Genomic DNA, 22,314 nt, shown 5'->3' with positions numbered 1-22,314 from the left:
CTCGGATGATGATTATGAGAGACGGGAGGCCACCACCCATATCCCCGAGTCCCCGGGAGGGGATAGGGGTAACGGGCCGGAGACCCGGCCCGGGGCTAAACCGGGCAGGAGAGCCCGGGTATGCAGCACCAAACTAATGAACCGCCCAAGAGGGAACCCTCGCCATTTAGGGCGGGGAGGAGGTCAGACCGAAAAACATTGACACTGATACTATTAACTACACTTAATGATATTGGAGCAGTGGAGAAGATGGTTGCAGCGGTAGTCAACGATACTGCAGGAAACCTTTTTAACCATAATTATTTACTGGAACCAGTCAGCGATCCTGACCTCAGTAATCCTAAGTTGATTTAAAGACGGAATCTTAGTGCGGGGGGTGGGATTTGAACCCACGCAGGCCTACGCCACCGGGTCCTCAACCCGGCCCCTTTGGCCAAGCTCGGGCACCCCCGCACCGGTTTGAATTATAGTATGGCAGGGTTTTAATGTTTTTCACTTTATACTTATATACCTGGTGTAACACGATGTACACTGAAGTCGATCCAGACGAATATCACGTCCTGCATCCAAGGCCAGTTTACTTGATAGTGTCTAGGAGTAGTAGTGGAAGACTCAACGTTATGACTGCTTCCTGGGTTTCACCGGTTAGCGATGAGCCATTCCTAGTAGCTGTCTCGATTTGGAGCAAAAGCCTCACTCATGAGTACATCACTGAGACGGGTGAGTTCACTATAAATGTGCTCAGCGAGGAACACGCAGACCTGGCCTATAGAGCTGGAAGCATTAGTGGAAGGGAAAGAGATAAGTGGAAGGAACTAGGCTTAAACCCTTATCCCTCGAAACATATATCTACACCGGGAATTAATGGGGCACTAGGTATACTAGAATGCATAGTGGAGAATAAGGTGCCTGTTGGAGAATCCACGTTATTCATAGCTGGTGTGAAAGCCATTCATGTGAGAAGAGATTTATATGCAAGACATGGGTGGAGCCTGGACAAGGCTAGAATACTCATGCATAACAGTGGGAGAGCATTCACTATTAATGGGAGATTGATTCTGGTGGAAAAGAAGTAATTGCCCATTCTTCCATCCAGGTTATTAAGTAAGATAGAAGTCCCTGATTCTCTAGGCTGGGTTCTAATCTTTTTAAGTATACATATATTATTATATCTACGTGATAGAAATGCCCAGGGTTAGAACCCATTTAGTTACATGGGATGAGATAGTAGAGTGGTCAATGAACTTGGCTAGGATTATAAGGGAGAACGGGTACAAACCAGACCTCGTTGTAGCTGTTTCAAGAGGAGGATTCGTCCCCGCAAGGCTTATATGCGATTTCCTAGGCGTGGAAAACCTGGCCAGTATTCAAAGCCAGCACTGGACCGAAGCAGCTAAAGCCGAGGAGAGAGCCATACTCAAATATCCCTTCAAGCTCGACGCATCAGGGATGAGAGTACTGGTTGTGGATGACATCGTGGATACGGGTGAGACATTAAGGTTGGCTAGGGATTATATAAGGGATAACTGGGGCCCGCTCGAGGTTAAAACAGCGGCACTGCAATGGATAAGCCCTGTAGCTAAGTATAAGCCGGACTACTACTACTTAGAGGTAAAGGAGTGGATATGGTTCCAATACCCCTGGACCAGGCTGGAGGACACTTATCAATTCATTAAAAGAATGATGAGCGAAACATATAAGGAAACTGGTAAAAAGGAATGGAGCTATAAGGAGATAGTAGATGGCTTCAAGGAATGGTATGGGATAGATGTTGGAGATACGTATTATAGAGAGGCGCTAAGGATTCTACTAGAGAAAGACATCGTGAAGTATGATCCAGGCAGAGACAAGTACTTATTGAAGGTGTGAGAAATGCTTGTTGAGCCGTCCGTGAAAGCCGGCATAGCTATTATAGGGGGAAGCGGGGTATACGATCTCCCAGGTTTAAGTAATATAAGAGAGCACAAGGTCTATACTCCATACGGTGCCCCCAGCGATAACATAATAATCGGTGAGCTAAGGGGCAAAACTATAGCATTCCTACCTAGGCATGGTAGGGGACATAAGATACCGCCTCATAGAATAAACTATAGGGCAAACATATGGGCCCTGAAGAGTATTGGTGTGAAGTGGGTGATAGCTGTATCAGCTGTGGGAAGCCTTAGGGAAGACTATAGGCCAGGAGACTTTGTAATACCAGATCAATTCATAGACATGACAAAGGGGGTTAGGGACTTCACGTTCTTCGAGGGTGGAAGAGTTGCACATGTAAGCATGGCCGACCCATTCTGTGAATGCCTCCGAAAGAAAATACTCGAGGCAGCCGCTAGACACCCAGATATAAGGATTCATGGAAAGGGAACATACATATGTATAGAGGGGCCTAGATTCAGTACAAGGGCTGAGAGTAGGGTTTGGAAGGAGGTATTTAAAGCCGATGTGATAGGGATGACCCTCGTGCCAGAGGTCAACCTAGCATGTGAGGCGCAGTTATGCTACGCAACAATAGCAATGGTCACAGACTACGATGTATGGGCTGAAAAACCCGTTACAGCCGAGGAAGTCGTGAAAACAATGAAGGAGAACACTATTAAAATCCAGAGACTATTACCGGATATAATAGAGCTATTGGAAGACGAGCCACGTAGAGAGGAGTGTAGCTGTTGCAGGAGCCTGGAGACAGCTTTAATGTAGAGGCTTACCTGGGTAAACTAGGTAAACTAGAGGAGGAAGCTAGGAGCCTATCAAACAATATAAGGAATTTTTTAAGTGAGGTAGGCTCAAACAGGCTCATTATATCCTACAATGGTCATGGTTACCTACCAGCATCATGCATGTTCTGGCACGTAGTAACCATGGATGAAGAGAAGTCAATCCTTCTCCTGGATATTCCATCTACATCATTATATGTGCTGGCTTACAGGGATCCCATACCTTTAATCATATACGCGTCAAACCATTCAGGCCTACTTAACATACTTCAGATAGCTAGAATAATGAGCCACCCCTATATGGCGTTAGTGGCTAAGCCTGTTGATGAAAAAGTCGTGGAGGTATTAAAGAGCTATAACATCATCTACACAAGCATCGATGACGAGCTTGACTCAACCCTTGTAATGGCTATCGCTGTGTTCCACGCATTAGCTAGTATATATAAGGATAGATTATCCAGGAGAGGCGTAAGGGTATTTGAGCACAGCAGGGAAGGCTTCACCTTAATAGCTGAAGAACTCATAGAGGTTTACAAGGAGATTTTCTCCAAGGTATCCCTTCATAGAGAACTAGTGGTATCATCGAGTAGGTTAATGGAATCCTCCGCACGCTACCTAGTTGACGCATTAAAACGTAGACAGGTGAATGCTAGGTATGAGTATCCTGAGTCGATCCCTAACTCAGCAGACGCGCTATTAATCGGCACTAGTGTAGAGGAGTATTATCTAAGAGAACTCAAGAGCAGGCTTGCACTGAGGAAAACTAGAGTAAGCGAACTAATATTAAACACTGATCCTATTGAAGCCAACATATACCTAGCTATAATAGCTAATTATCTAGCCTGGAGTACACGTTATAAGCACAATGGTTAAAACCGACCATATATCTAGACGTGCAGGATTATTAATTTTAATACCCAGTCTGTTTTAAGCTAGGTTAGGGAGGATGAGTATGAGTAAATTATTATACTCAAGGAAAACAGCGTATCTGGCTGGTGCAGGCGTATTCATAGGCATGCTTATCTCGGTATATAATTTAACACTCCAATACGTGACAGCCGGCCTAGCCGTATTCCTTATCTCACTACTCTATTTCTACATCTACATTAAGAGCCAGGATAGCTTAAGGGAGTGCAAGAGCGTTATACACATGGTTATCCTAATAACGTGCCTCGGCTCCCTCAGTGGTACTGCTCTCTCAGGGTTTACACTTACCTCAGCCCTTACCGCTACAGGCATATCCTCGGCTCTACTTATACTAGCTGCATTAATTGAGAAGGTGTAAGGTTTGAGGATAGCTGTTGTAGATTATAAAAAGGAGCCTAGGAAGGGCTCACTCGAACTAATGGAGTCGATATCTAGGCATGGGCATGAACCAGTTTACTTAAAGACACCGATGCTTGATGCTGTGTTAACGCCTGGAGGCATTAAGGTGTATCAGTCCACGGAGGAGGTAAGCGTTAACGCTGCTATTCTAAGGGGAATAGGCTTCATAACTAGCTTAGAGACCTTAATGAAGAGGATCGGTGTTCTCGAGGCACTTGCTTCACAAATACCTGTGATTAACAATCCTTCTAAATCCCTTATCGCAAGAGACAAGTGGAGATGCCTTCTACACCTCTACTTGAACGGGCTTCCCGTACCAGAGACGCTTGTAACCGAGAACCCCTTTACAGCTATGAGGTATGTTAAAGACAAGCATATAGTAGTATACAAGCCCCTCATGGGGAGCCTTGGCCTAGGGAGCACGCTGGTGCAGGACCCAGATCTCGCATTTAACGTTACAAGGGGATTAATGAATATAGGTTTACCAAGCTACTACCAGGTGTACCTTGAGAAGCCGGGTTATGATTACAGGGTTTTCGTAGTTGGTGAAGAAGTAATAGGTGCCATGAAACGTGTTAACCCATATTCTTGGAAGACAAATGTAGCCCAGGGAGCTGGTGGAGTACCTGTCAGCGAGAAGGAGGAGCCAGAGGTATACGAGTTAGGCTTGAAAGCCGTGAAAATACTTGGCCTAGACTACGCGGGTGTCGATATAGCGTATGATAAGGACACCAGAAGATACTATATTCTAGAGGTGAACGCGTTTCCACAATGGGAGGGGTTAAGGAACGCTACAGGAGTGAATCCACCCGATTACATCGTGGAATATGTTATCGAAAAAATAAAAAAGTAGAGTAGGCTTAGAAACTAATGTTTCATCCTGATCTTTACTACTGAGCCCTGGAATTCCTGCTGAATATTTAATCCTCCCTGAACCCTGTTTTGCAGCTCCTGCAGTGATAGCTGGAGTAGTTGCAGCCCTGTGGCGTTGGTTCTCGATGCTACTTCTTTTACTAGTTCATAGCAGTAATCCCTCAACTGCTTCCCCATCATTACCCTTGTTAATGCTGGATGTTTACTGAGCTTTACCAGTGCTGAAGCTAGTATGTTAGCTATCTGAACGTATTCTCTCTCCTTCCACATCTCGGTTCTATTCTGTATCTCCTTTCTAACCTCGCCTACTACATCCCTTATGCTCTTAATCTCACCGTTCTCTACTCTAGCCTTTATCTCGCTTCTTAATTCCAGGGGTAGTTTATCCAGTAGTCCTGGAGGGATGAACGACCTCCCCCTGATTATCCCGAGGTCTCTAAGATACTGGGTGAACACGGTCTTCACTAGTGTAGAGTACGCTCTAATATAAGCCTTGTACCCGGCAATAGCGTGCCTGAACGCTGTTGTAACGTTGCCTTCTCCAAGGTATTGCTGTGCTAATGAGGTTAGATTATCACCCTTACTAATCCAATAGTATGTAAGAGTGGTGTTGAAATTCTTTGACTCAGCATAGTTTGTAGCGTTTAACAGTATGGATTTTAACTCGTTTGATGCAGTTATCACAGCGTTTACAGTCCTGTCTGTCACGGTGTTATTCTCACCGAGGCTACTGTATATCACCCTTGCCAGCACCGGGTTAGCGAATGAAGGGGCATGACCATAGTGTATCGCAGCCACTACAGCGAAGACTACTGCTCTCCTACTTGCATTATCCTTCAGCTCCAGGGCCTTATCAAGGAATTTATCACCGAGGTTAAGAGTCACGTTGGCAACGCTTACATTATGATTTATCTCCCACATGAATAGCTCATATGTTATATTCCTCATCATGTATGCTAGGTTTAAGGCGTCATCGACGGATATAACTGGCACTGTGAGATTCATCGTGCCGTTCCCAACTATGATGTCGCTGGCTACCTCTGAATCCTGGGATTCCTGATCCCCGCTTGCGATGATGGGTATGGATGCTAATGGCGCTATTGAGACTATTAATGCCACTATGGATATTAACCCGATTATCCTCCAGTTCACATACACCACCCCAAGGAGGGTATATAGCGATAGTTAAAAATAAGGGCTCGTCTGAAACAATCGGGGAAACCGTTCCAATATGCTTGAAACCGTTGGACTCGCCGGATACATTAATAAACTACTCAACAGTATTATTATGATCGATGTGATGAATAGCGAACCGTCGGAGCAGTGAAGAAGAGCTCTCAGCCTGATTAAAACTGAATCTAATACCCATCTCCCATGGAGACAGGTGCTTCAGGCTCTCTAGGTATCTAGAGTATATTGAAACCAGGTGAATCCGAGCGCTCTAACCTATGAGACATAGTATTGTAGACCTGAATAAATCGAGTTCTATGAACACTCCTAGAGATAAATATGACAACAATAAAAGACCTTAATCCAGAAGTTAATAATAGTGTGGAAATATATGTTCGACTGGTTTAAAACACTAATCATGTACAGGTCTGATGCATTAACTGTATGGGGTGATCCCATCGTAGTTGAAAGACTCTCCTGGTATTACAGCGTGATGAAGAACGAGAAGCCAGCTAGATTCATGGCTGCAAAGAAGATCCCTGTGGATATAGATCCTTACAATAATAATATATCCCTGGATGAACTATGGAGTATTCACGAGAAGGCGTCCAGGGAGTTCGCATCGCTTCTCAGAGATATAGCTGAGAGGGGCCTCGACATCAGTAAGCTGGAAACTCCTAAATACAGCTACCTTGATGTAAAGACGGCTATAGCGTATAAGCTTATTGAGGAGTGCAGGCTCTGTGAAAGGAGATGCAGTGCTAAGAGGATTAAGGGGAAGCCTGGCGTCTGCCTGGTAGATAGGGAGTGCATAGTGCACAGCTTCTTCCACCATATGGGTGAAGAAGCCCCCTTGGTACCCAGCGGGACGATATTCTATGGTGGATGCAACTTTAAATGTGTTTTCTGCCAGAACTGGGATATAAGCCAGGTACATGCTAGAGATGGGGAACGGGTTTCACCAAGGGAATTAGCGTTTATACAGAGGAATCTAAGGCTTAAAGGAGCTAGGAACATAAATCACGTAGGTGGGGAGCCAACGCCCCATCTACCATTCATACTTGAAAGCCTCAGGTACCTCGATGTAAACGTGCCTCAGTTATGGAACAGTAACATGTATATGAGCGAGGAGGCTATGACGCTACTACGGGACATCATAGATATATGGCTGCCCGACCTGAAATACGGTAATAATGAGTGCGCGTGGAGACTTAGTAAGGTGAGAAACTACTGGGAGATTGTAACTAGGAATATAAAGGTAGCACATGACTCCAGTGATATAATTATAAGACACTTAGTCTTACCAGGGCATGTAGAGTGCTGTACGAGGAGAGTCTTAGAATGGATCGCATCGAACACGCCAAGGGCATTAGTGAATATCATGGATCAATATAGGCCGGAACACATAGTAGTGAAACACCCCGGGTTATACCCTGAGATAGCTCGAAAACCTAGTGCATCAGAATTAAAGACCGCTTATGAGATAGCCGATAGCCTGGGGATAATGTATCGACAGGTATCATGAGGTGATATCATTGAGTAAACCAGGTATTATTTCAGAATACTATTTCAGCGATCATTATAGAGTCATAGTCGTTGAGGACGGCGACTCCTATATAGTATCAGTCGATGTATATAGGAGTAAATGGGTTTTCACGGATTATACTGAGAAATGCGTGGAAAACACATGTCTACTCCTAAAAGAATTATCACCGGAACCCAGTGGTAATCGATACGTGGATCTAGATAGTGTATCAAAGATAATAATTATAGGTGTTAAAGTAGACGATAACTATGAAACAATAAATGTTAAATGGGTGCTCAGAAAAAAGCCGACATACAGTGATATAGAGTCGCTATACGAGGCCTCCTGGCGTATAATAGGGTGCCACCGCGGAGACTGTTGAAGAGAGCCCTAAAATATATTAAAATAAATTCCTTACTATGGAATATCCTATTTAGTGAGGGACAGTATCATGGAACAACCCTACGAGCCGAAAATTCGTGAGAAAAGATGGGATTTAAAGAGGGAAAAAGAGCTTCTTGAAACCTGGGATGAGGAAGGAATATATAAATTCATATTTAATCCAGGCGACAACAGGGAGATCATTGCCATCGACACGCCCCCACCCTATGCAAGCGGTAAATGGCATGTCGGTGGGGCCGCCCACTATGCTCAAATCGATATGATTGCCAGGTACTTTAGGATGAAGGGTTACAATGTACTTGTCCCATTCTACGCGGATAGAAATGGGCTACCCGTGGAAGTACAAGTCGAGAAGACGTATAAGGTGAATCCACATGAGCTCTCCACAACGCCAGAGGGTAGGGAGTACTTTCTAAAGCTCTGTAGAGAGTTCCTCGATAAAGCCGAGGGTGAGCTCGTTAATGTATGGAGGAGGCTTGGATGTAGTTTCCAATATTGGAGAAACGGTACTGATAGCGAGGAGTATAGGAGAATCACGCAGGCCACATTCATAGAGCTCTATAAAAGGGGCCTTATATATGAGGCTGAGAGACCGGTTAACTGGTGCCCCCGGTGCAGGACCTCATTGGCTGACGCCGAGTTAGAGTATAAGGAGGAGGAGACTTATCTATACTATATAAAGTTCCAGGTCAAGGAGACCGGTGAACACATAGTAGTAGCCACTACAAGACCTGAATTACTCCGTTCCTGTAAAGCACTCGTGTATCATCCAGACGATGAAAGATATGCCAAATACAAGGGAATGCACGCTATCAACCCTGTCTACGGTCATGAAATGCCTATATTGGAATACGAGGAGGTTGATCCAGGCTATGGCACGGGCTTGGTCATGGTGTGTAGTTATGGTGATCAAAGAGATGTAAGGATGTTCAGGGATCTGGGGTTAGAACCTTTGATCATAGTAAATAAGGAAGGCTACTTAACCAAAGAAGCCGGGATCCTCGCCGGGTTAAAGCCCACTGAAGCCAGAGCTAAAGTAGTGGAGATCCTTGAGTCGAATGGATTGCTTGTTAAAAAAGAGAAAATCAAGCACAGTATCCCAGTGTGCTGGAGGTGTAAGACACCAATACAGATAGTGAACTCGAGGGAGTGGTTCCTGAAGCAACTGGATTTCAAGGATGAGTTGTTAAAAATAATCGATCAAATAGAGTTCAAGCCTTTAATGCATAAAAAGAAACTGGTTGACTGGATCAACAGCGTCTCGACTGATTGGCCGATAAGTAAGGATAGATACTATGCAACCGAGATCCCTCTGTGGAAATGTAGTAGATGTGGTTCAATACTGTTACCGGAGCCTGGTAAATACTATAGACCCTGGAGAGATCCCGCGCCATGGGATAAATGCCCTGTATGCGGGGTTCCCCGTGAATACCTAGTAGGTGAGAAAAAAGTCTTTGACACATGGTTTGACAGCAGCATAAGCGTTCTATATGTAACCCACTATATAAGGGATCCTCTACTATTTGAGAAAGCATTTAAATACACGCTGAGGCCTCAGGGGCAGGATATTATTAGAACATGGCTATACTACTCTATTCTAAGAGTATACCAGTTGACTGGGAAGCCGGCTTTCAAATGGGTTAGAATCACTGGAATGGGGCTTGATGAGAAAGGAGAGGCGATGCATAAGTCTAAGGGAAACGTTATCGATCCTGATCCATATGTTGAGAAATACGGAGCGGACGCCTTTAGGTTCTGGGCCGCTATAAGTGCTAAACTAGGCTATGACTACAGATTCTCAGAGCAAACACTGAAAACCGGTTTATACTTTGCTACAAAACTATGGAATATAGCGAGGTATATCTCCAGCTTCCCGGAGCCTAAGGAATATAGGTTAAGGGGGATAGATAAAGCAACACTAGCGTACCTTGATAAAATAATCGAGAAGATTGATAAGGCATATAGCGAGCTCGATGTATACGAGCCAGTGAACGAGATCTATCAGTTCACATGGAACTATTTCGCCTCACACTATATTGAGTTAACTAAGTCTAGAGCGTATAACAGGGATGGCAAATATGATGAGCTGGAACAGAAGGCAGCATGGTTCACACTTCACTATACATTAAAAACAATACTTAAAGCCCTAGCCCCTATAATGCCCTTTATAACAGACGCCATATATAGAGAGCTCTATGGGAGATCCATACACTTAGAGAGATTCCCGGAGCCAGATAAAGAGCGCCTAAAGCAACCACATGACCTTGTTGAGAAAGTGGCCAATGTTAATTCAGCCATATGGAGCTATAAGAAGAGGAATAATATGAAGCTAAGTGATCCATTAAGGGGCAAGGTATACCTGCCCAAGGGGCTTGAAGAGGTAGCAGAGGAACTGAGGGATCTCCATAAACTCGAAGAGATAGAGTTCTACGAGGAGGCACCACCCAATACCATTGATATAGGGGGCGGCGTATACTTGCCACCCTGAATATTAGTCTCCCAGGATTTTTCTCACTCTATACTCAATGCTCCATGCAACCCTCTCTATATTGTCTTTAAGAGAGAGCCCTCCCTGATGAGGTTTTACTAGCCCCTTTCTCAGGGCATCCAGTACTTCTGTTATGCTTGATGCATCCTCGATAAGTATGTAGGTGTAGGCTGAGCCCACGTGTTCCGGTATGTGGGCATCACTATTTGCGATACCGGGTTTCCCCATGATCCTCGAAGCCTCCAGAGCTCTCCTATTAGCGTTTCTAGATGCATGAGCATTCCATACCTCGATCGCATCCCATCCCTCATAGTCGTACACCGCGTCTCCTAACCCATGCCTCCAGGTATCGAAGGGGTGGGCGGGTACAACTACACAATTATTCTCATGCGCCTTATCTATCAGCAAGCCGACTTCGCGGGGGAGCTCTACATCGTTCTCGCAGTAGACAAGTATATCCCCGTTATAACTCCTTAACTCTATCCCAGGTATCACTAGTATCTTAGAGTCACTAGTGTTCCTGGCTATTTCCCTTGAGAACCTGTATCCCTCTAACCCGCCTTTAAACGTGTCATGATCTGTTATAGAGAGCACGTTAATACCTCTAATCAGGGCATGCCTTATTATCTCCCGTGGACTGGCCTTCCCATCACTGTAGACTGAGTGTATATGGAGATCAGCTATAAGCATTAGTGAAACCACCGTTTTAAACTCATTTAGATATTCTAATACCTAGTGGTGTTTTAAGCTTGGCGAGGATCATCCTTGATCAATCCAAGTGCATGCTATGTATGCTCTGCGTAGATTACTGTCCGGTAAACGTCTTTAGTATTAGAGAAGATAAAATAATGATTGATGAAGCGAAATGTATTGAATGCTACGCATGCAAACCCCTATGCCCTGTACATGCTATAGAAATACTTGACTAGGCTATGCATAGTAAGGCTTCAGTTCGCTCTTACAATAAGGACACTTATAGTGTAGTGTTCTAGCATCGGCTGCGCAGAAATACGCGTTTAACTTCTGGCTAACGCATTTCGGGCAATAATATATATTCTTTAAATCATAACCCTGTACAAAGTCCAGGGTTGTACCACATATGGCACATTTCTCGGTTGTCCACCCTTTATGACCAGACCTATTCACACCTTTAAGCAGGCCAATCGTCATTGCTTTCACACCCCTTTAATGCTTAACAGGTTTAGGAGTCCTTATAAATATTGGGGAACGCTTTGACCACGATATGCGCTACATCAGATATTCATAGCCCCCAGTACCTGGAACTATTTAAAAGAGCGTTGGCGAACTCCACGTGTAAGCCGGACCTATTCATATTAGCTGGAGACATAATCGAGCGTAATAACATAGCTGAGTATAGACGCGTCGTAGAATTAATCAACTCGGTACATCCGGGCACACCGGTAGCAGCTGTATTCGGTAATGAGGAGTATATAGGCTCAGAGAAAGAATATATAGTGAGGTATCCCAACGTAGTATTTTTACATGATAATTACAGGGTCATTGACACTTTAACAGGTAGAATAGTGGTCGTGGGTTCAAGAGGGGCGTTGGATAAGCCAACGCGATGGCAAGCTAAGAATATGCCCGGACTTATAAAATACTTTAGGGATCTACCAGACAAGATATCCTCCTTGATAAGTGAAGCAGCCTCAACTAACCTACCCATCATACTTGTCACGCATTATGGTGTGACCTACAGGAATTTAACCGGTGAAAACCCCGTGATACACCCCTACCTTGCATCAAGGAGAATGGAGAATGTAATAGTAAACCATAGAAACGTGTTGAAGGCTGTTATACATGGACACGCCCATAACGGACTCATTGAGAGCACTGATATCGATAGTGTTAAAGTATACAATGTCGCTCTACCAGCCAGAGGTAGAATAATTAAGGTTGAGGTATAGTAGTAAAACTATCTAACCCCCTCTAATGCCGCTAACGCTGCTAGATTAACCACTTGCTCCACGAAACCATTTAGAACAATACCATTCTTCCTCAGTGATACATCAAGCTCGAAGAGTTTCCTTGCCCCTTCATGAGTTTCCATGAGCCCCAACCTCCTTGCCTCAGATATGCCTTCTCTATACTGTTCACCGAGCCTCTCCTCAACTAGGTCGAGGTACAATAGGAGTATTGCAGCATGGGCATTCTTCAGCTTCCTATGATATTCTACGAGTTTCCTCAAGCCATTTAGAAGGAGGTTCTCACGGGGATCCAAGAGTATGAAGCCAGGCCATTTGGATCCCAGTGCCTGGAAGACATCAGTATATGATACCCCACCCTGAATCAATGATACCTGAGTCAACCCCGTTGAGGCTAGGTGTTCATTCATATCGCTTCTACCAATAGATTTCAATGAATCTATGAAATACCTTATGTCGCCCCATTTATTGCCAGCCAAGATCGAGTCAAGGGATCTCTTGAATTTACCTGGTTCGCTTAAAACGCTCTCGATCCCGCTGTAACCAAGTGCCATGGAGGCTATGAGCATGGGTGTGAAATATCCTGGGTGGACAATACTACAAACCCTATAGGCTTCTCTATAAGTTCTAGCCAGTATCCTTCCCAATTCGATGCTCGTTAATGCCTTTTCCCCTTTCCTAACCCTCTCCCCCTCCTCATACGCGCTTACAATGCCGTCTAGTATTGAAACAATGTTGCATGCTATCTCATCGAATAATTTATCGGGTCTCAACCTATGTACGCCGCCAGGCTTTACATAGGTGTTTAAGCCATTTAATGCACCATACACGAGTATTTTCGCGATTTCTAGGCTCATACACAGCCCCTTTCAACTATAATTGTTTCAGGTGATATTAATCACTGCGATTCACCTGGTTAAATAGTACTACATGCTTCCTCCCTACACTCCTGCCTTAGCTCCTCGCTGAGTATGCATAGTAGCTTCCTTGTCCTCTCACTCAAACACTTAGCAAGCCTTTTAGAGTATTCCAGCCTAATGTACTTCTCAAGCCTTAATATTTTGTCATGGAAATGGTTAATGGATTCCTCAAGGCTCCTGCCGTGCCTTTGACCATAGAGGAATACTCTTATAAAGCCAATAATGCCTAGTGCATCCAGTTTATCAGCATCACTTAAAACTATTGAGAGCTGTGATTCACCGTATTCACCTACCCTATTATAGCTATAGGAGTGCGCTTTTATTGCGTTAATAATGATCTCTATTTTATTTCTTGGTAAACCCAGCTCGCCTAGTAACTCTTCAGCTATTAATGCAGAATAATACGCGTGAGGGTCACCTATCATCCTCCCGATGTCATGGAGGTATACAGCAATTTTGAGGAGATCCTCACTGATCTTTACACCTCCTTCCCTCATGATTCTCAATGAGTAGCCCAATACTCTTTCAATATGGGGCCATCCATGATCCAGGGAGTTATCGTATAATACCCTACATATCTTCTCAAGAATGTTCACATCAACCCGGAAACCCTCACTATTCATCTTGATCACCATTTAACACATTAACTCTTAGCACATAGAGATATCTCTTGTAGAGTATCGACAGGTATTTCAACACCATATCTCTCTTTAATGAACCTACTGGACTCGTAGACATTAAACCCGGTATCTCTTAGAACTCCTGTTACAAGCCAGGTGAACACGTCTAATTCTATACAATTTAATCCACCACATTCGCACACCTTTAACAACGCGTTAACCGCTTCATTCCTGTATCCCCCGCTCATTATTTTACCTATGCATTCAGTATCAACACCACATCCCTCAACAATACAGGAGGATAAGAGGAACAAAGCATTCCTCATGTCTAATGGGGGTTTAATGCCAGCTGTAAAGGGCTTCACTCCTGAGGCCTCGCAAAGGTAGCTGTACATTTTAACAGCGAAGACCACGGTTTTAGAGTAGTCACCACCGTAGAGACTGGATAATTGCCTATTTAGCTCCAAGAGATCCATGCAGTATTTTAATCCATTGTCCAAAAGCTCTCTCATAATACTGGATGAGAGGAACCTGGCAAGCCTCTGCTTCTTTTGATCCAGGAGCCTAGTGTTCCCACTTAAACCCATGAAACTAGTGAACTCGTTTAAGCTCACCCTCCTGCCTTTATCACTGAAGTAGCGGGAGAACATGGTCCAATACTCCTCACCCTTCACACTTAGCTGGTAACTGATTAAACTATTAGCTATGATTAATATTGATGCCTCGTTTACACCTCGCGAGCTGATCAGGGACTCAACAGCTTTAAACTGAGGGTCGGCACGTCTTAATATCTCAATAACGTGTTTAAGCATACTTATTCTCCTACCTATGAAGCAGGCTCTCTCATGATTAAACCTGATCAAGTCCCCCACCATATCAACTAGAAGAGATTCTCAAAACAATCTTTAACTTAAACTCTAACCCTGCACAATGATTCAAGGTAGCAGGCTATAACTTACTAGTTTATAAAATACTTTAATATTCTTTAGCAGAGGGTGGTTTAAGTGAGATACGTGTTGTTCACTATGAGGGATGACAGGATCTCGGGTTTCAAGTCGGCTAGTGAAGTAGTACTCTACAATATCGAGGAGAATAAGCCCGAAAAGTCTATTAGAAACACAGGGATTGAGGCACTCGAGGAATTAGTCGAGGAATACGATACATGGTTGTTATTTACTAGAGAAATAAGTAGCGAGGATAAAGAACTAGTTGAAGAAACTGGTGTTAAAGTAGTTGTTACAAGCCTTGAAACCATAGATGAAGTAATAGGGGAATTCTTCACTAGGTGAGCCTAAGTGATAAAGCACTATGCAATCGATGTGAACGGGGGAATAGGCATCATTGGGGAACTAAGGGGTAAATTAAGCGAGATAGGCTGTAGAAACACTGAGTTATCTCAGGGACTTGAACTCTACTATTGTGGTGACAGTACTGTTATCATGGTTGAGGTCTTTAAAGACACTGTATTAATAGATATTGTAAATCCATCGACCGATGAATTAGTTGAAGATGTCCTCAAGGTTCTTCCACCTAGAAAGACTATGATCAGGATCCTTGAAAGAGGATTCACGTAGAAAACCTTCAGCTATGAGGGGTAAAACCCTGCCTTCCTACTGAAATTCATAACCATTATTGAAAGTATCCTACCTTCCCTAATCCTGAAGGCTACATCACCGTCTTCACTCAGTATTTCTTCATCAGCCTCTTGCTCGCTACCAGCGAAATCTATGTATAATATGTCGCCCTGGGGATCATACTCCATCATTATTTTCTCCGGGTTCTCAATGTAATACCTCCTGGCACTCATTGCACCGCACCTTTAAAACGGTGATGCAACCACGTCGGCGAAATCTAGTGGTAGCGGCATGTTCTTCGACTTGTATTCATCGTATTTCTTCTCGAGGAATGACTTGAAGACTGGGCATACATCGAATTTTCCATCCCTCTCACACTTAGTACCCATGAGTAGGAAGCACATCTTTGTTCTTTTATCGTAGTAGGGGCATATCTTATGATACTGCCTAGCACTTCTTAATATCCTATTAACCCATCTCTGCTTCTCGTCTGTAGGCTTCTTCTCCTGCTTCTCCATCAATGCCTCGTCGAGCTCCTTATCAGATATTCTTGTTGCAACCATTTTCCTCACCTTTTTGTAAGTATATAGCTAATCTCTAATAAGTTTGACTATATATTAGATCCACTAACTAGGATACAGGGATGGACTGTAATAGGTGTCGTGAAGGGTGAGGAGTTTACTGGTTAAACCCTATGGAAGTATTGTCGACGTCCTTGTAGAGAAGTTGAAGACTCCCCCTATGAGAATGTACTTAAGGGTTAACACTGTGAAGACCACGCCTCATAGACTAGTTGAGCTATTACGGGAGAGAGGGGTTGAAGCATACATGGATGAATATATTGAAGAAGCCGTTTACACAGCTGTCAAGGGCCCGTTTCCATTGGAGTGCGACGCGGATAAATATATTGTGGTCGACGACAAGACAGCCAGCTCATTAATATTAGGCGCCAACCTCTATCGTCCTGGAGTGGTTAAATCAAGCGTCTTCAGTGAAGGCGATAAATTACTAGCCGTGACCAGGCAGGGCACGCCTCTCGCATGCCTAGAGGCTGTTACGTCATCAAGAAACCTCCATAAAATGAACCAGGGGCTTGTAGCACGCAACACCTCATCTCCTTTTAAAGCACCAAGGATAAGTGAGCTGGATATCTATAAGCAGGGATTATTATATCCCCAGGGCTATCCAAGCATTGTTACCACTAGAGTCCTTGATCCCAGGCCAGGTGAACTAATAGTGGACATGAATGCATCGCCAGGTGGCAAGACAAGCCATATAGTACAGTTGACCAAAGGGGGTGCGAGGATCATAGCTATTGATAGAAGCCCGGGTAAGATCGCCGAGTTAAAGAATACTCTCAGCCACCTTGGTCTAGACTTAAACGTGATCGCTATTCCACATGACTCCCGATACATCCACTACGACTTCAGTTTACTGGGTAAGGCCGATAAAGTCCTTATAGACCCACCATGCAGTAATCTAGGCGTTAGACCAAGGCTACTCGAGAACAGGAGCTACAAGGATGTGGGGAATCTATCCATCTATCAGAGACAGTTTCTCAAAACAGCCGCGTTGATAGTGAAACCCGGGGGATATATAGTTTATTCAACGTGCACCCTCACTCTTGAGGAGAACGAGGAAAACATACTCTATGCTGTCGAGGAACTCGGATTAGAATGCGTGGAGTTACCTGACAACCCGCCTTATACTGATAAGACAACATATAAAGGCGTGATTGGATACAGGTATACTCCATTAAACATGGATATGCCAGGTCACTTTATAGCTGTGCTTAGGAAGCCTTCCTCATCCTCCTAACCAGTGGAGTCCCACATATGGGGCAATTTATTTCCCCTGGATGAGCCGGGATGTATCCACATGTAGGGCAGTACTCGCTGTACTCCCTGCTAGTTTTAATACCATTGGTTTTTAAGGGCTTAAATGGTATCCCAAGATGTAGTAAGAGGTTCTGGAGGCTGTAGTCATCAGTCACAACAACTACTTTACCCCGCTCACTAAGCATCAGGGCTAGGGCTGCTACCTCGAGATCGGTTTTCGAAAGCCTGGTTATCTCACCTATTCTTCTAGCCTCCTCTACAGTCCTTAGATAAAATGAGCCCCCTGGTTTAAGCACCTCGATTAAGCCGGTTTCAATGGCATCAGTTAACGCGTTTCTGTTTTCACTATCGATAACCTCGTTGACAGCTGACTCAGTAGTATAGGTTTTGAATATATGTCGTGGTAAAAGTCTATAGTATTTAGCCAGTAATCCACCCGTATCTAGAACCACGTGTATTATGCTAGTAGACAATTCTCCTCCTACTCAACACTGTTCTTATCCGTTCATGCACCGTGCTGAACCTGATTAATTTAAGATAGCTTATACTGCCTGTGATTCTAACGGTTTCCCCTTTATCAAGTAGCTTTAATTTCTCTCCATCGACATAGAGTATGGTATAGCCTCTTGAAGAGGCCTCTATGATACTGGCATAAGCTGGTACGATTATTGGAGGCATACCCAGCTGCATAGGGTTTAAATGAGTTATAATCAACTCCTCGGAATCCCCGGTGATCAATGGTCCACCAGCAGATAAATTATACCCCGCTGAACCTGGCACCGTGCTCACAATTAATCCATCTCCTTCAAACTCATATGTGGAATGTATACCAGGCGATACAACTAAGACCCTGAACCCCACGACTCTACCCATATCCTTGTTCACTACTGCCACTTCATTCAGGAAGTCGATACACCCGCCCTTTATGCAGAGCCTGCCCCTTGGATATACATGTATAACGAAGTCTCCCTTGAATACCCGTTCAACCACTACAGGTATCTCTGGCATGGATTCCTCATAGAAGTTATTCCTCCTACCACATGGATGAGGCAGTATCAATGGAACACTCTTCTCATCTTGAAGCATCATAGATATCCTCAACATTGTTCCATCACCACCAATGCTTACAACAATATCCTTGTTAAGGATGGACCTAGGGCTTACATCGTCGACGGTTGAGATCTCGACACTTACACCTTTCTCCCTGAAAACACTGCTATACTTCCTAGCTATCTCAATACACTCTCGGGTCGGCTTATAGACTATGTGAACCGATGAAACAGGGTACATTACTTATCAATCCATGGGATTCTGTATTTCCCGCTAGTCTAAATGTATGATGTATGGAGAAATTTAAACATCGCCTTGAATACATATTTTAGAAATAAGTAGGAGGCCCTGATCGATGAGATGAAGCCGGGAACCAGTGTCCTCTGTATAAGTATTGATAAACACCTAGCTGAACTAGTGATCAGGAGGCTCAGGGAGAAGGACCTGGTTGACACAGATTATCTTATAACTAGAGCCAATGACAATGTTATAATACCTGTGAAAACACTGGAAGGCTTGAACGAGTTGCTCAGTAATACTCGATACTACATCATACAGTGTAATCCGCCGCCAAGCCGGAGAAAACATGTCCCACGAGTACCGTCATATGATCTCATAGGGAATGTAGCCATTATCAGAGAAAACGTGCTGGACTTTATGGGTGGGGATGAAGTAGTCAAGGAGCTGAGAAGCATACACCCAAATATTAGAGCCATATATGTTAAAGAGGAAACGGTGGACAAATATAGGATACCTAAGCTAAGACTCCTATGGGGCGAGCACATTGATACTATAGTAGTAAAGGAGTATGGGCTCCTATTCAAGGTTTCCCTAGGTAAAGTATACTATAACCCAAGGCTTGGGGAGGAGCATCATAGAATAGCGTTAATGGTTAGAAACGGAGAGCTAGTCGTGGATCTCTTCACAGGTATTGGAGGATTCCCCATACATATATCATCCCTTAAAGCAGCGAGGATTATAGCGAATGACCTCAATCCAGAGGCATATAGACTTCTCTGCGAGAACATATTATTGAACCATAGGAGGTTGAGGGGTGGCATTATACCATTGAATCTAGATGCAGGGGAGATAATAAATTACCTGGATATACATGGTAAAGCCGATAGAGTGATCGCCAACCTACCGAGATGGAGCCTTGAATTCACCAGGGTATATGATGCTGTTTTGAAGCCGGGTGGAATACTACACCTCTACATACTTACATACGATCGTGAAGCATCAGTAATCGAGCTGGGGTCGAAGCTCCCGGGCTGGAGTATTCAAGGCTCTAGATTAGTCTTGGAATATGCCCCTAGAGCCGGCATATATAGATTCGACCTCGTCAAGCCCAAGGACGTATAGCCTTAACTCTAGTACTGTGCCAGGATCCCGGAGTATCTGGATGATTCTTCTATCTATATCCCTCGCCGCCTTATTGGCTTTAATACCTATTGTAGCTGGCTCAATGAAGCTGCTTCTCCTTATAATCAGCTTAACTGGGCTATCCACTATGAGTCCACTACTACCCTGTGCTAGAACAATGTCTACAAGACCTCCAGCCCTGATTACCGCGAGCAGGATAGAGTCATCCCTTCTTAAAGCCTCTTTAAACAATCTGGAGAAATCCCTGGGGGATCTATCAGCCCCTATACCTATTATACAATCCCCTCTCTCAGTTAAATACTCCTCCCTACTGATCTCAAGGGTTGTGGCATGGGTAGCCTTAATCCTGGGATGCCCCCTGGCATACACAATCTCTGCTTCAACCATTATGCTTAAACCCCGCTATTAAGAATATTTTAACATGAAAATTAAATAGGGGTTACGGTTTGCCCAATCTAGAAGAACAAAAGCGACTCGTTATTGAAGAACTATACTCACTAGGCTATTTGAGAAGCGAGAAAGTCGTAAAAGCCCTCCTCAAAGTCCCCAGGGAGCTCTTTCTACCTCCGCATCTAAGGGAGTATGCCTATGCTGATACACCTCTCCCAATAGGTTTCGGTCAGACCATAAGCGCGATACACATGGTAGCCATAATGACGGAGGAGCTGGACCCTGTCCCAGGCGATAGGGTCCTCGAGGTGGGAACCGGTTCAGGTTATCAGGCAGCTGTACTGGCAGAGATAGTTGCAAGAAGTGGCGAGAAGAAAAAAGGACATGTATACACTATAGAAAGGATCCCGGAGCTAGCCGAGTATGCTAGAAAACGCCTTGAGGAAGCTGGTTATAGCAGTGATGTTACAGTGATAGTGGGCGATGGAACACTTGGGCTACCTGAGAAAGCACCATTCGATAAAATAATAGTCACAGCCGCCGCCCCCCATGTACCGGACCCATTAATAGAGCAGTTAGCTGAAGGGGGAAGATTAGTCATACCTGTAGGCGATGCGCATCTACAACGGCTCCTCATAGTAGAGAAGCGTGGAGGTTCGATAATTAAGAGGTATGGAATAGAGTGCGTGTTCGTACCGTTAATTGGTAAGTATGGATGGCATATTGATTCAACATATTGAAGCATTGAGGAAACAGGGTTGTATACTGTTTTTGATTTGCAGGTTAGTGTATATTTCTTCGGGGTTTAGTCCTTTAACTAATAAACCTGGTTACATATAGTATTCATCGGGTGTCTCCGAGACCACTGGCCTCTGCAGTGGCTTCCAGAGTGAAGAAGCCGGTGGGAGGAGCGCCTTGGAAGCCGTGGTGAACCAGTCCACGGAGACCTAAAGAAACCGTAGGCAGGAAATGGTTCCTGTGGGCATCCTGGAAACCTAACTACTTCGGCTTACTGAACCATTTAGAGAGGCCTTTCTGCTCCCCCTGTATATTTTCTTTAAAGGCCTTCACGTATCTCTCAAGCGCTGTACTAACTCTCTCTATATTGAAATCATGCTCATTCACCAATATTCTTTTCACTGCATCGGGATCGGGGGTATGCCATTCAATCCTGTAGTTGTCTGTTACCTGTGGTTGAAGGAAGTATTTCTTTATTGCTACAACATCTACTTCTATCGGTGACTTCAAAAGAGGTTTCGGTATCTTCTCGATTCCTCCATATGCCTTAACTAGTTGTAAAGCCTTCTTTGGGCCTATGCCCTCGAAACCATCTGGATTGTAATCTGTCCCCAGGAGTATACCTATATCGATGAGGTTCTCGAGGGTTATACCTAGCTGGACAAGGAGTTTGTCGAGCTCTATGAGCTCCGGCTTTACTTCAACATACTCGTTTTTTCTCGGTAGCTTTCTCCTGCCACTTATAGTCAGGTTTCTAATGAGCTTAGGGGAGCCGAATAGCAAGCTATCGTAATCCTGCGAGGCGGATGCATAGGCATCCCCCTTCTTAACAATATAGGCTGCCTGAGCCTCACCCTCCGCTGGTGCCTGAACCCATGGAATACCCATTGCATCTAGTAGTGATTTAGCATCCCTCACCATTTCCTCTGTCAGCTTAGCCGACATCATCGCATATCTCCTCGCGAGCTCAATGTCTCCGGATTGAACAGCTTCCTCATACTTCTTCGCTGCCTCCTCTTTAACGGCTTTCCTCCTCTCTATTTCCCTCGCCTTTAATTCAGGGGGTTTGCCATCAAACACGTAGACTGGTTTTATCCCTGCCTCAACGATATTTATGGTTCTATAGAATAAACCGCTTAAATGACTCGTGATTCTCCCGCTGTTATCCATTAGAGGAGTCCCATCTGGCTGCCTGATCGCAGCTAGGAACTGGTATAATGCGTTATAGCCATCTATCACTATAACCTTGCCATGTAGGTTTCTGAGATCCTCGATAACCGTTCTCGCCTCGCTTGGTATAATGTCTTTTAAGTCTACTCCCATATCTACACCATTATACTGATCAATATATATGGTGTTA

28 protein-coding genes and 1 tRNA gene are annotated in these 22,314 nt (G+C 44.3%); 16 read left to right on the top strand and 13 right to left on the bottom strand.

All coding sequences use genetic code 11. The annotated features are described in order from the left end of the window. Nucleotides 1-368 precede the first annotated feature (368 nt). Nucleotides 369-453 (bottom strand) — tRNA-Leu (locus tag QXV08_RS06535). A gap of 71 nt (nucleotides 454-524) precedes the next feature. On the opposite strand from QXV08_RS06535, the gene QXV08_RS06530 reads away from it, so the two are divergent. The 6 genes from QXV08_RS06530 (at nucleotide 525) to QXV08_RS06505 (ending at nucleotide 4,890) form a co-directional block, all read left to right on the top strand. Then, a complete protein-coding gene (locus tag QXV08_RS06530; protein ID WP_342785787.1) occupies nucleotides 525-1,076 on the top strand; it encodes a flavin reductase family protein in 552 nt (183 codons plus the stop codon). Nucleotides 1,077-1,185: 109 nt separating this feature from the next. Beyond that, on the top strand, nucleotides 1,186-1,869 hold the full coding sequence (locus QXV08_RS06525) for a phosphoribosyltransferase (protein ID WP_342785789.1): 684 nt from the start codon (nucleotides 1,186-1,188) through the stop codon (nucleotides 1,867-1,869). Nucleotides 1,870-1,872: 3 nt separating this feature from the next. Continuing rightward, on the top strand, nucleotides 1,873-2,694 hold the full coding sequence (locus QXV08_RS06520; RefSeq protein WP_342785791.1) for an S-methyl-5'-thioadenosine phosphorylase: 822 nt from the start codon (nucleotides 1,873-1,875) through the stop codon (nucleotides 2,692-2,694). Continuing rightward, the gene (locus tag QXV08_RS06515; RefSeq protein ID WP_342785793.1) at nucleotides 2,664-3,584 is read left to right on the top strand and encodes a hypothetical protein; all 921 of its coding nucleotides are present in this window, start codon (nucleotides 2,664-2,666) and stop codon (nucleotides 3,582-3,584) included. Before QXV08_RS06520 ends, QXV08_RS06515 begins: the two co-directional genes overlap by 31 nt. 79 nt (nucleotides 3,585-3,663) lie before the next feature. Next, complete coding sequence (locus QXV08_RS06510; protein WP_342785795.1) at nucleotides 3,664-3,996, top strand: hypothetical protein; 333 nt, start codon at nucleotides 3,664-3,666, stop codon at nucleotides 3,994-3,996. Between the two features lie 3 nt (nucleotides 3,997-3,999). Next, on the top strand, nucleotides 4,000-4,890 hold the full coding sequence (locus QXV08_RS06505) for a RimK family alpha-L-glutamate ligase (RefSeq protein ID WP_342785797.1): 891 nt from the start codon (nucleotides 4,000-4,002) through the stop codon (nucleotides 4,888-4,890). A 14-nt stretch (nucleotides 4,891-4,904) separates the two neighbouring features. On the opposite strand, the gene QXV08_RS06500 is transcribed toward QXV08_RS06505, so the two are convergent. Next, nucleotides 4,905-6,062, bottom strand: coding sequence for a hypothetical protein (locus tag QXV08_RS06500; RefSeq protein ID WP_342785799.1), 1,158 nt, complete (start codon nucleotides 6,060-6,062; stop codon nucleotides 4,905-4,907). A 409-nt stretch (nucleotides 6,063-6,471) separates the two neighbouring features. Between QXV08_RS06500 and QXV08_RS06495 the strand changes: the two genes are divergently transcribed. From QXV08_RS06495 to QXV08_RS06485, 3 genes are all read left to right on the top strand, one after another. After that, nucleotides 6,472-7,605: a radical SAM protein gene (locus QXV08_RS06495; protein ID WP_342786107.1), complete on the top strand. Its 1,134-nt coding sequence runs from the start codon at nucleotides 6,472-6,474 to the stop codon at nucleotides 7,603-7,605. 1 nt (nucleotide 7,606) lies between these two features. Next, complete coding sequence (locus QXV08_RS06490) at nucleotides 7,607-7,987, top strand: hypothetical protein (protein WP_342785801.1); 381 nt, start codon at nucleotides 7,607-7,609, stop codon at nucleotides 7,985-7,987. Nucleotides 7,988-8,056: 69 nt separating this feature from the next. Further along, nucleotides 8,057-10,495, top strand: coding sequence for a valine--tRNA ligase (locus QXV08_RS06485; RefSeq protein WP_342785803.1), 2,439 nt, complete (start codon nucleotides 8,057-8,059; stop codon nucleotides 10,493-10,495). 3 nt (nucleotides 10,496-10,498) lie between these two features. Here QXV08_RS06485 and QXV08_RS06480 read toward each other — a convergent pair whose 3' ends face one another. Continuing rightward, entirely contained in the window at nucleotides 10,499-11,185 is a 687-nt protein-coding gene (locus tag QXV08_RS06480; RefSeq protein ID WP_342785805.1) for a PHP domain-containing protein, read from the bottom strand. A 59-nt stretch (nucleotides 11,186-11,244) separates the two neighbouring features. Between QXV08_RS06480 and QXV08_RS06475 the strand changes: the two genes are divergently transcribed. After that, a complete protein-coding gene (locus QXV08_RS06475) occupies nucleotides 11,245-11,424 on the top strand; it encodes a 4Fe-4S binding protein (RefSeq protein ID WP_342785807.1) in 180 nt (59 codons plus the stop codon). A 1-nt stretch (nucleotide 11,425) separates the two neighbouring features. Here QXV08_RS06475 and QXV08_RS06470 read toward each other — a convergent pair whose 3' ends face one another. After that, complete coding sequence (locus tag QXV08_RS06470; protein WP_014767935.1) at nucleotides 11,426-11,665, bottom strand: hypothetical protein; 240 nt, start codon at nucleotides 11,663-11,665, stop codon at nucleotides 11,426-11,428. 62 nt (nucleotides 11,666-11,727) lie between these two features. Between QXV08_RS06470 and QXV08_RS06465 the strand changes: the two genes are divergently transcribed. Beyond that, nucleotides 11,728-12,423: a metallophosphoesterase gene (locus QXV08_RS06465; protein WP_342785810.1), complete on the top strand. Its 696-nt coding sequence runs from the start codon at nucleotides 11,728-11,730 to the stop codon at nucleotides 12,421-12,423. Nucleotides 12,424-12,431: 8 nt separating this feature from the next. On the opposite strand, the gene QXV08_RS06460 is transcribed toward QXV08_RS06465, so the two are convergent. From QXV08_RS06460 to QXV08_RS06450, 3 genes are read right to left on the bottom strand one after another with little or no spacing between them, the layout of a single operon-like run. Further along, a complete protein-coding gene (locus QXV08_RS06460) occupies nucleotides 12,432-13,298 on the bottom strand; it encodes a hypothetical protein (protein ID WP_342785812.1) in 867 nt (288 codons plus the stop codon). 59 nt (nucleotides 13,299-13,357) lie between these two features. After that, nucleotides 13,358-13,984 (bottom strand): HD domain-containing protein, encoded by a 627-nt coding sequence (locus QXV08_RS06455; protein WP_342785814.1) that lies wholly within the window; start codon nucleotides 13,982-13,984, stop codon nucleotides 13,358-13,360. A 20-nt stretch (nucleotides 13,985-14,004) separates the two neighbouring features. Next, nucleotides 14,005-14,853: an N-glycosylase/DNA lyase gene (locus QXV08_RS06450; protein ID WP_342785816.1), complete on the bottom strand. Its 849-nt coding sequence runs from the start codon at nucleotides 14,851-14,853 to the stop codon at nucleotides 14,005-14,007. A 132-nt stretch (nucleotides 14,854-14,985) separates the two neighbouring features. Here QXV08_RS06450 and QXV08_RS06445 point away from each other — a divergent pair, with 132 nt between their 5' ends. Both QXV08_RS06445 and QXV08_RS06440 read left to right on the top strand, forming a co-directional pair. Further along, the gene (locus tag QXV08_RS06445; protein WP_342785818.1) at nucleotides 14,986-15,270 is read left to right on the top strand and encodes a dinitrogenase iron-molybdenum cofactor biosynthesis protein; all 285 of its coding nucleotides are present in this window, start codon (nucleotides 14,986-14,988) and stop codon (nucleotides 15,268-15,270) included. 6 nt (nucleotides 15,271-15,276) lie between these two features. Further along, on the top strand, nucleotides 15,277-15,555 hold the full coding sequence (locus QXV08_RS06440; protein WP_342785820.1) for a hypothetical protein: 279 nt from the start codon (nucleotides 15,277-15,279) through the stop codon (nucleotides 15,553-15,555). A gap of 11 nt (nucleotides 15,556-15,566) precedes the next feature. Here QXV08_RS06440 and QXV08_RS06435 read toward each other — a convergent pair whose 3' ends face one another. Then, nucleotides 15,567-15,788 carry a DUF2283 domain-containing protein gene (locus tag QXV08_RS06435; protein ID WP_342785822.1) on the bottom strand — a complete coding sequence of 74 codons (222 nt, stop codon included), beginning with the start codon at nucleotides 15,786-15,788 and terminating at the stop codon, nucleotides 15,567-15,569. 12 nt (nucleotides 15,789-15,800) lie between these two features. Beyond that, on the bottom strand, nucleotides 15,801-16,118 hold the full coding sequence (locus QXV08_RS06430) for a hypothetical protein (RefSeq protein ID WP_342785824.1): 318 nt from the start codon (nucleotides 16,116-16,118) through the stop codon (nucleotides 15,801-15,803). A 106-nt stretch (nucleotides 16,119-16,224) separates the two neighbouring features. On the opposite strand from QXV08_RS06430, the gene QXV08_RS06425 reads away from it, so the two are divergent. Then, a complete protein-coding gene (locus tag QXV08_RS06425; protein ID WP_342785826.1) occupies nucleotides 16,225-17,373 on the top strand; it encodes an RsmB/NOP family class I SAM-dependent RNA methyltransferase in 1,149 nt (382 codons plus the stop codon). Here the strand turns inward: QXV08_RS06425 and QXV08_RS06420 are convergent. Next, nucleotides 17,348-17,866 carry an NOB1 family endonuclease gene (locus QXV08_RS06420; protein WP_342785828.1) on the bottom strand — a complete coding sequence of 173 codons (519 nt, stop codon included), beginning with the start codon at nucleotides 17,864-17,866 and terminating at the stop codon, nucleotides 17,348-17,350. The genes QXV08_RS06425 and QXV08_RS06420 overlap by 26 nt on opposite strands. Beyond that, nucleotides 17,856-18,683, bottom strand: a complete 828-nt coding sequence (locus tag QXV08_RS06415; RefSeq protein WP_342785830.1) for an NAD(+)/NADH kinase — start codon at nucleotides 18,681-18,683, stop codon at nucleotides 17,856-17,858. Before QXV08_RS06415 ends, QXV08_RS06420 begins: the two co-directional genes overlap by 11 nt. Before the next feature lie 120 nt (nucleotides 18,684-18,803). Here QXV08_RS06415 and QXV08_RS06410 point away from each other — a divergent pair, with 120 nt between their 5' ends. Continuing rightward, the gene (locus QXV08_RS06410) at nucleotides 18,804-19,805 is read left to right on the top strand and encodes a 50S ribosomal protein L11 methyltransferase (protein ID WP_342785832.1); all 1,002 of its coding nucleotides are present in this window, start codon (nucleotides 18,804-18,806) and stop codon (nucleotides 19,803-19,805) included. Here the strand turns inward: QXV08_RS06410 and QXV08_RS06405 are convergent. Continuing rightward, nucleotides 19,737-20,213, bottom strand: coding sequence for a DUF371 domain-containing protein (locus QXV08_RS06405; protein WP_342785834.1), 477 nt, complete (start codon nucleotides 20,211-20,213; stop codon nucleotides 19,737-19,739). The genes QXV08_RS06410 and QXV08_RS06405 overlap by 69 nt on opposite strands. Nucleotides 20,214-20,272: 59 nt before the next feature. Here QXV08_RS06405 and QXV08_RS06400 point away from each other — a divergent pair, with 59 nt between their 5' ends. Next, on the top strand, nucleotides 20,273-20,956 hold the full coding sequence (locus QXV08_RS06400; RefSeq protein ID WP_342785836.1) for a protein-L-isoaspartate O-methyltransferase: 684 nt from the start codon (nucleotides 20,273-20,275) through the stop codon (nucleotides 20,954-20,956). Between the two features lie 259 nt (nucleotides 20,957-21,215). Here QXV08_RS06400 and fen read toward each other — a convergent pair whose 3' ends face one another. Beyond that, nucleotides 21,216-22,277 carry a flap endonuclease-1 gene (gene fen, locus QXV08_RS06395; RefSeq protein ID WP_342785838.1) on the bottom strand — a complete coding sequence of 354 codons (1,062 nt, stop codon included), beginning with the start codon at nucleotides 22,275-22,277 and terminating at the stop codon, nucleotides 21,216-21,218. Nucleotides 22,278-22,314 lie beyond the last annotated feature (37 nt).

It is taken from the genome of Desulfurococcus sp. (assembly GCF_038881575.1).
Classification (GTDB): Archaea; Thermoproteota; Thermoprotei_A; order Sulfolobales; family Desulfurococcaceae; genus Desulfurococcus.
Note: the sequence above shows the minus strand (reverse complement) of the source record. Positions and strands in the feature narration are given on the sequence as shown.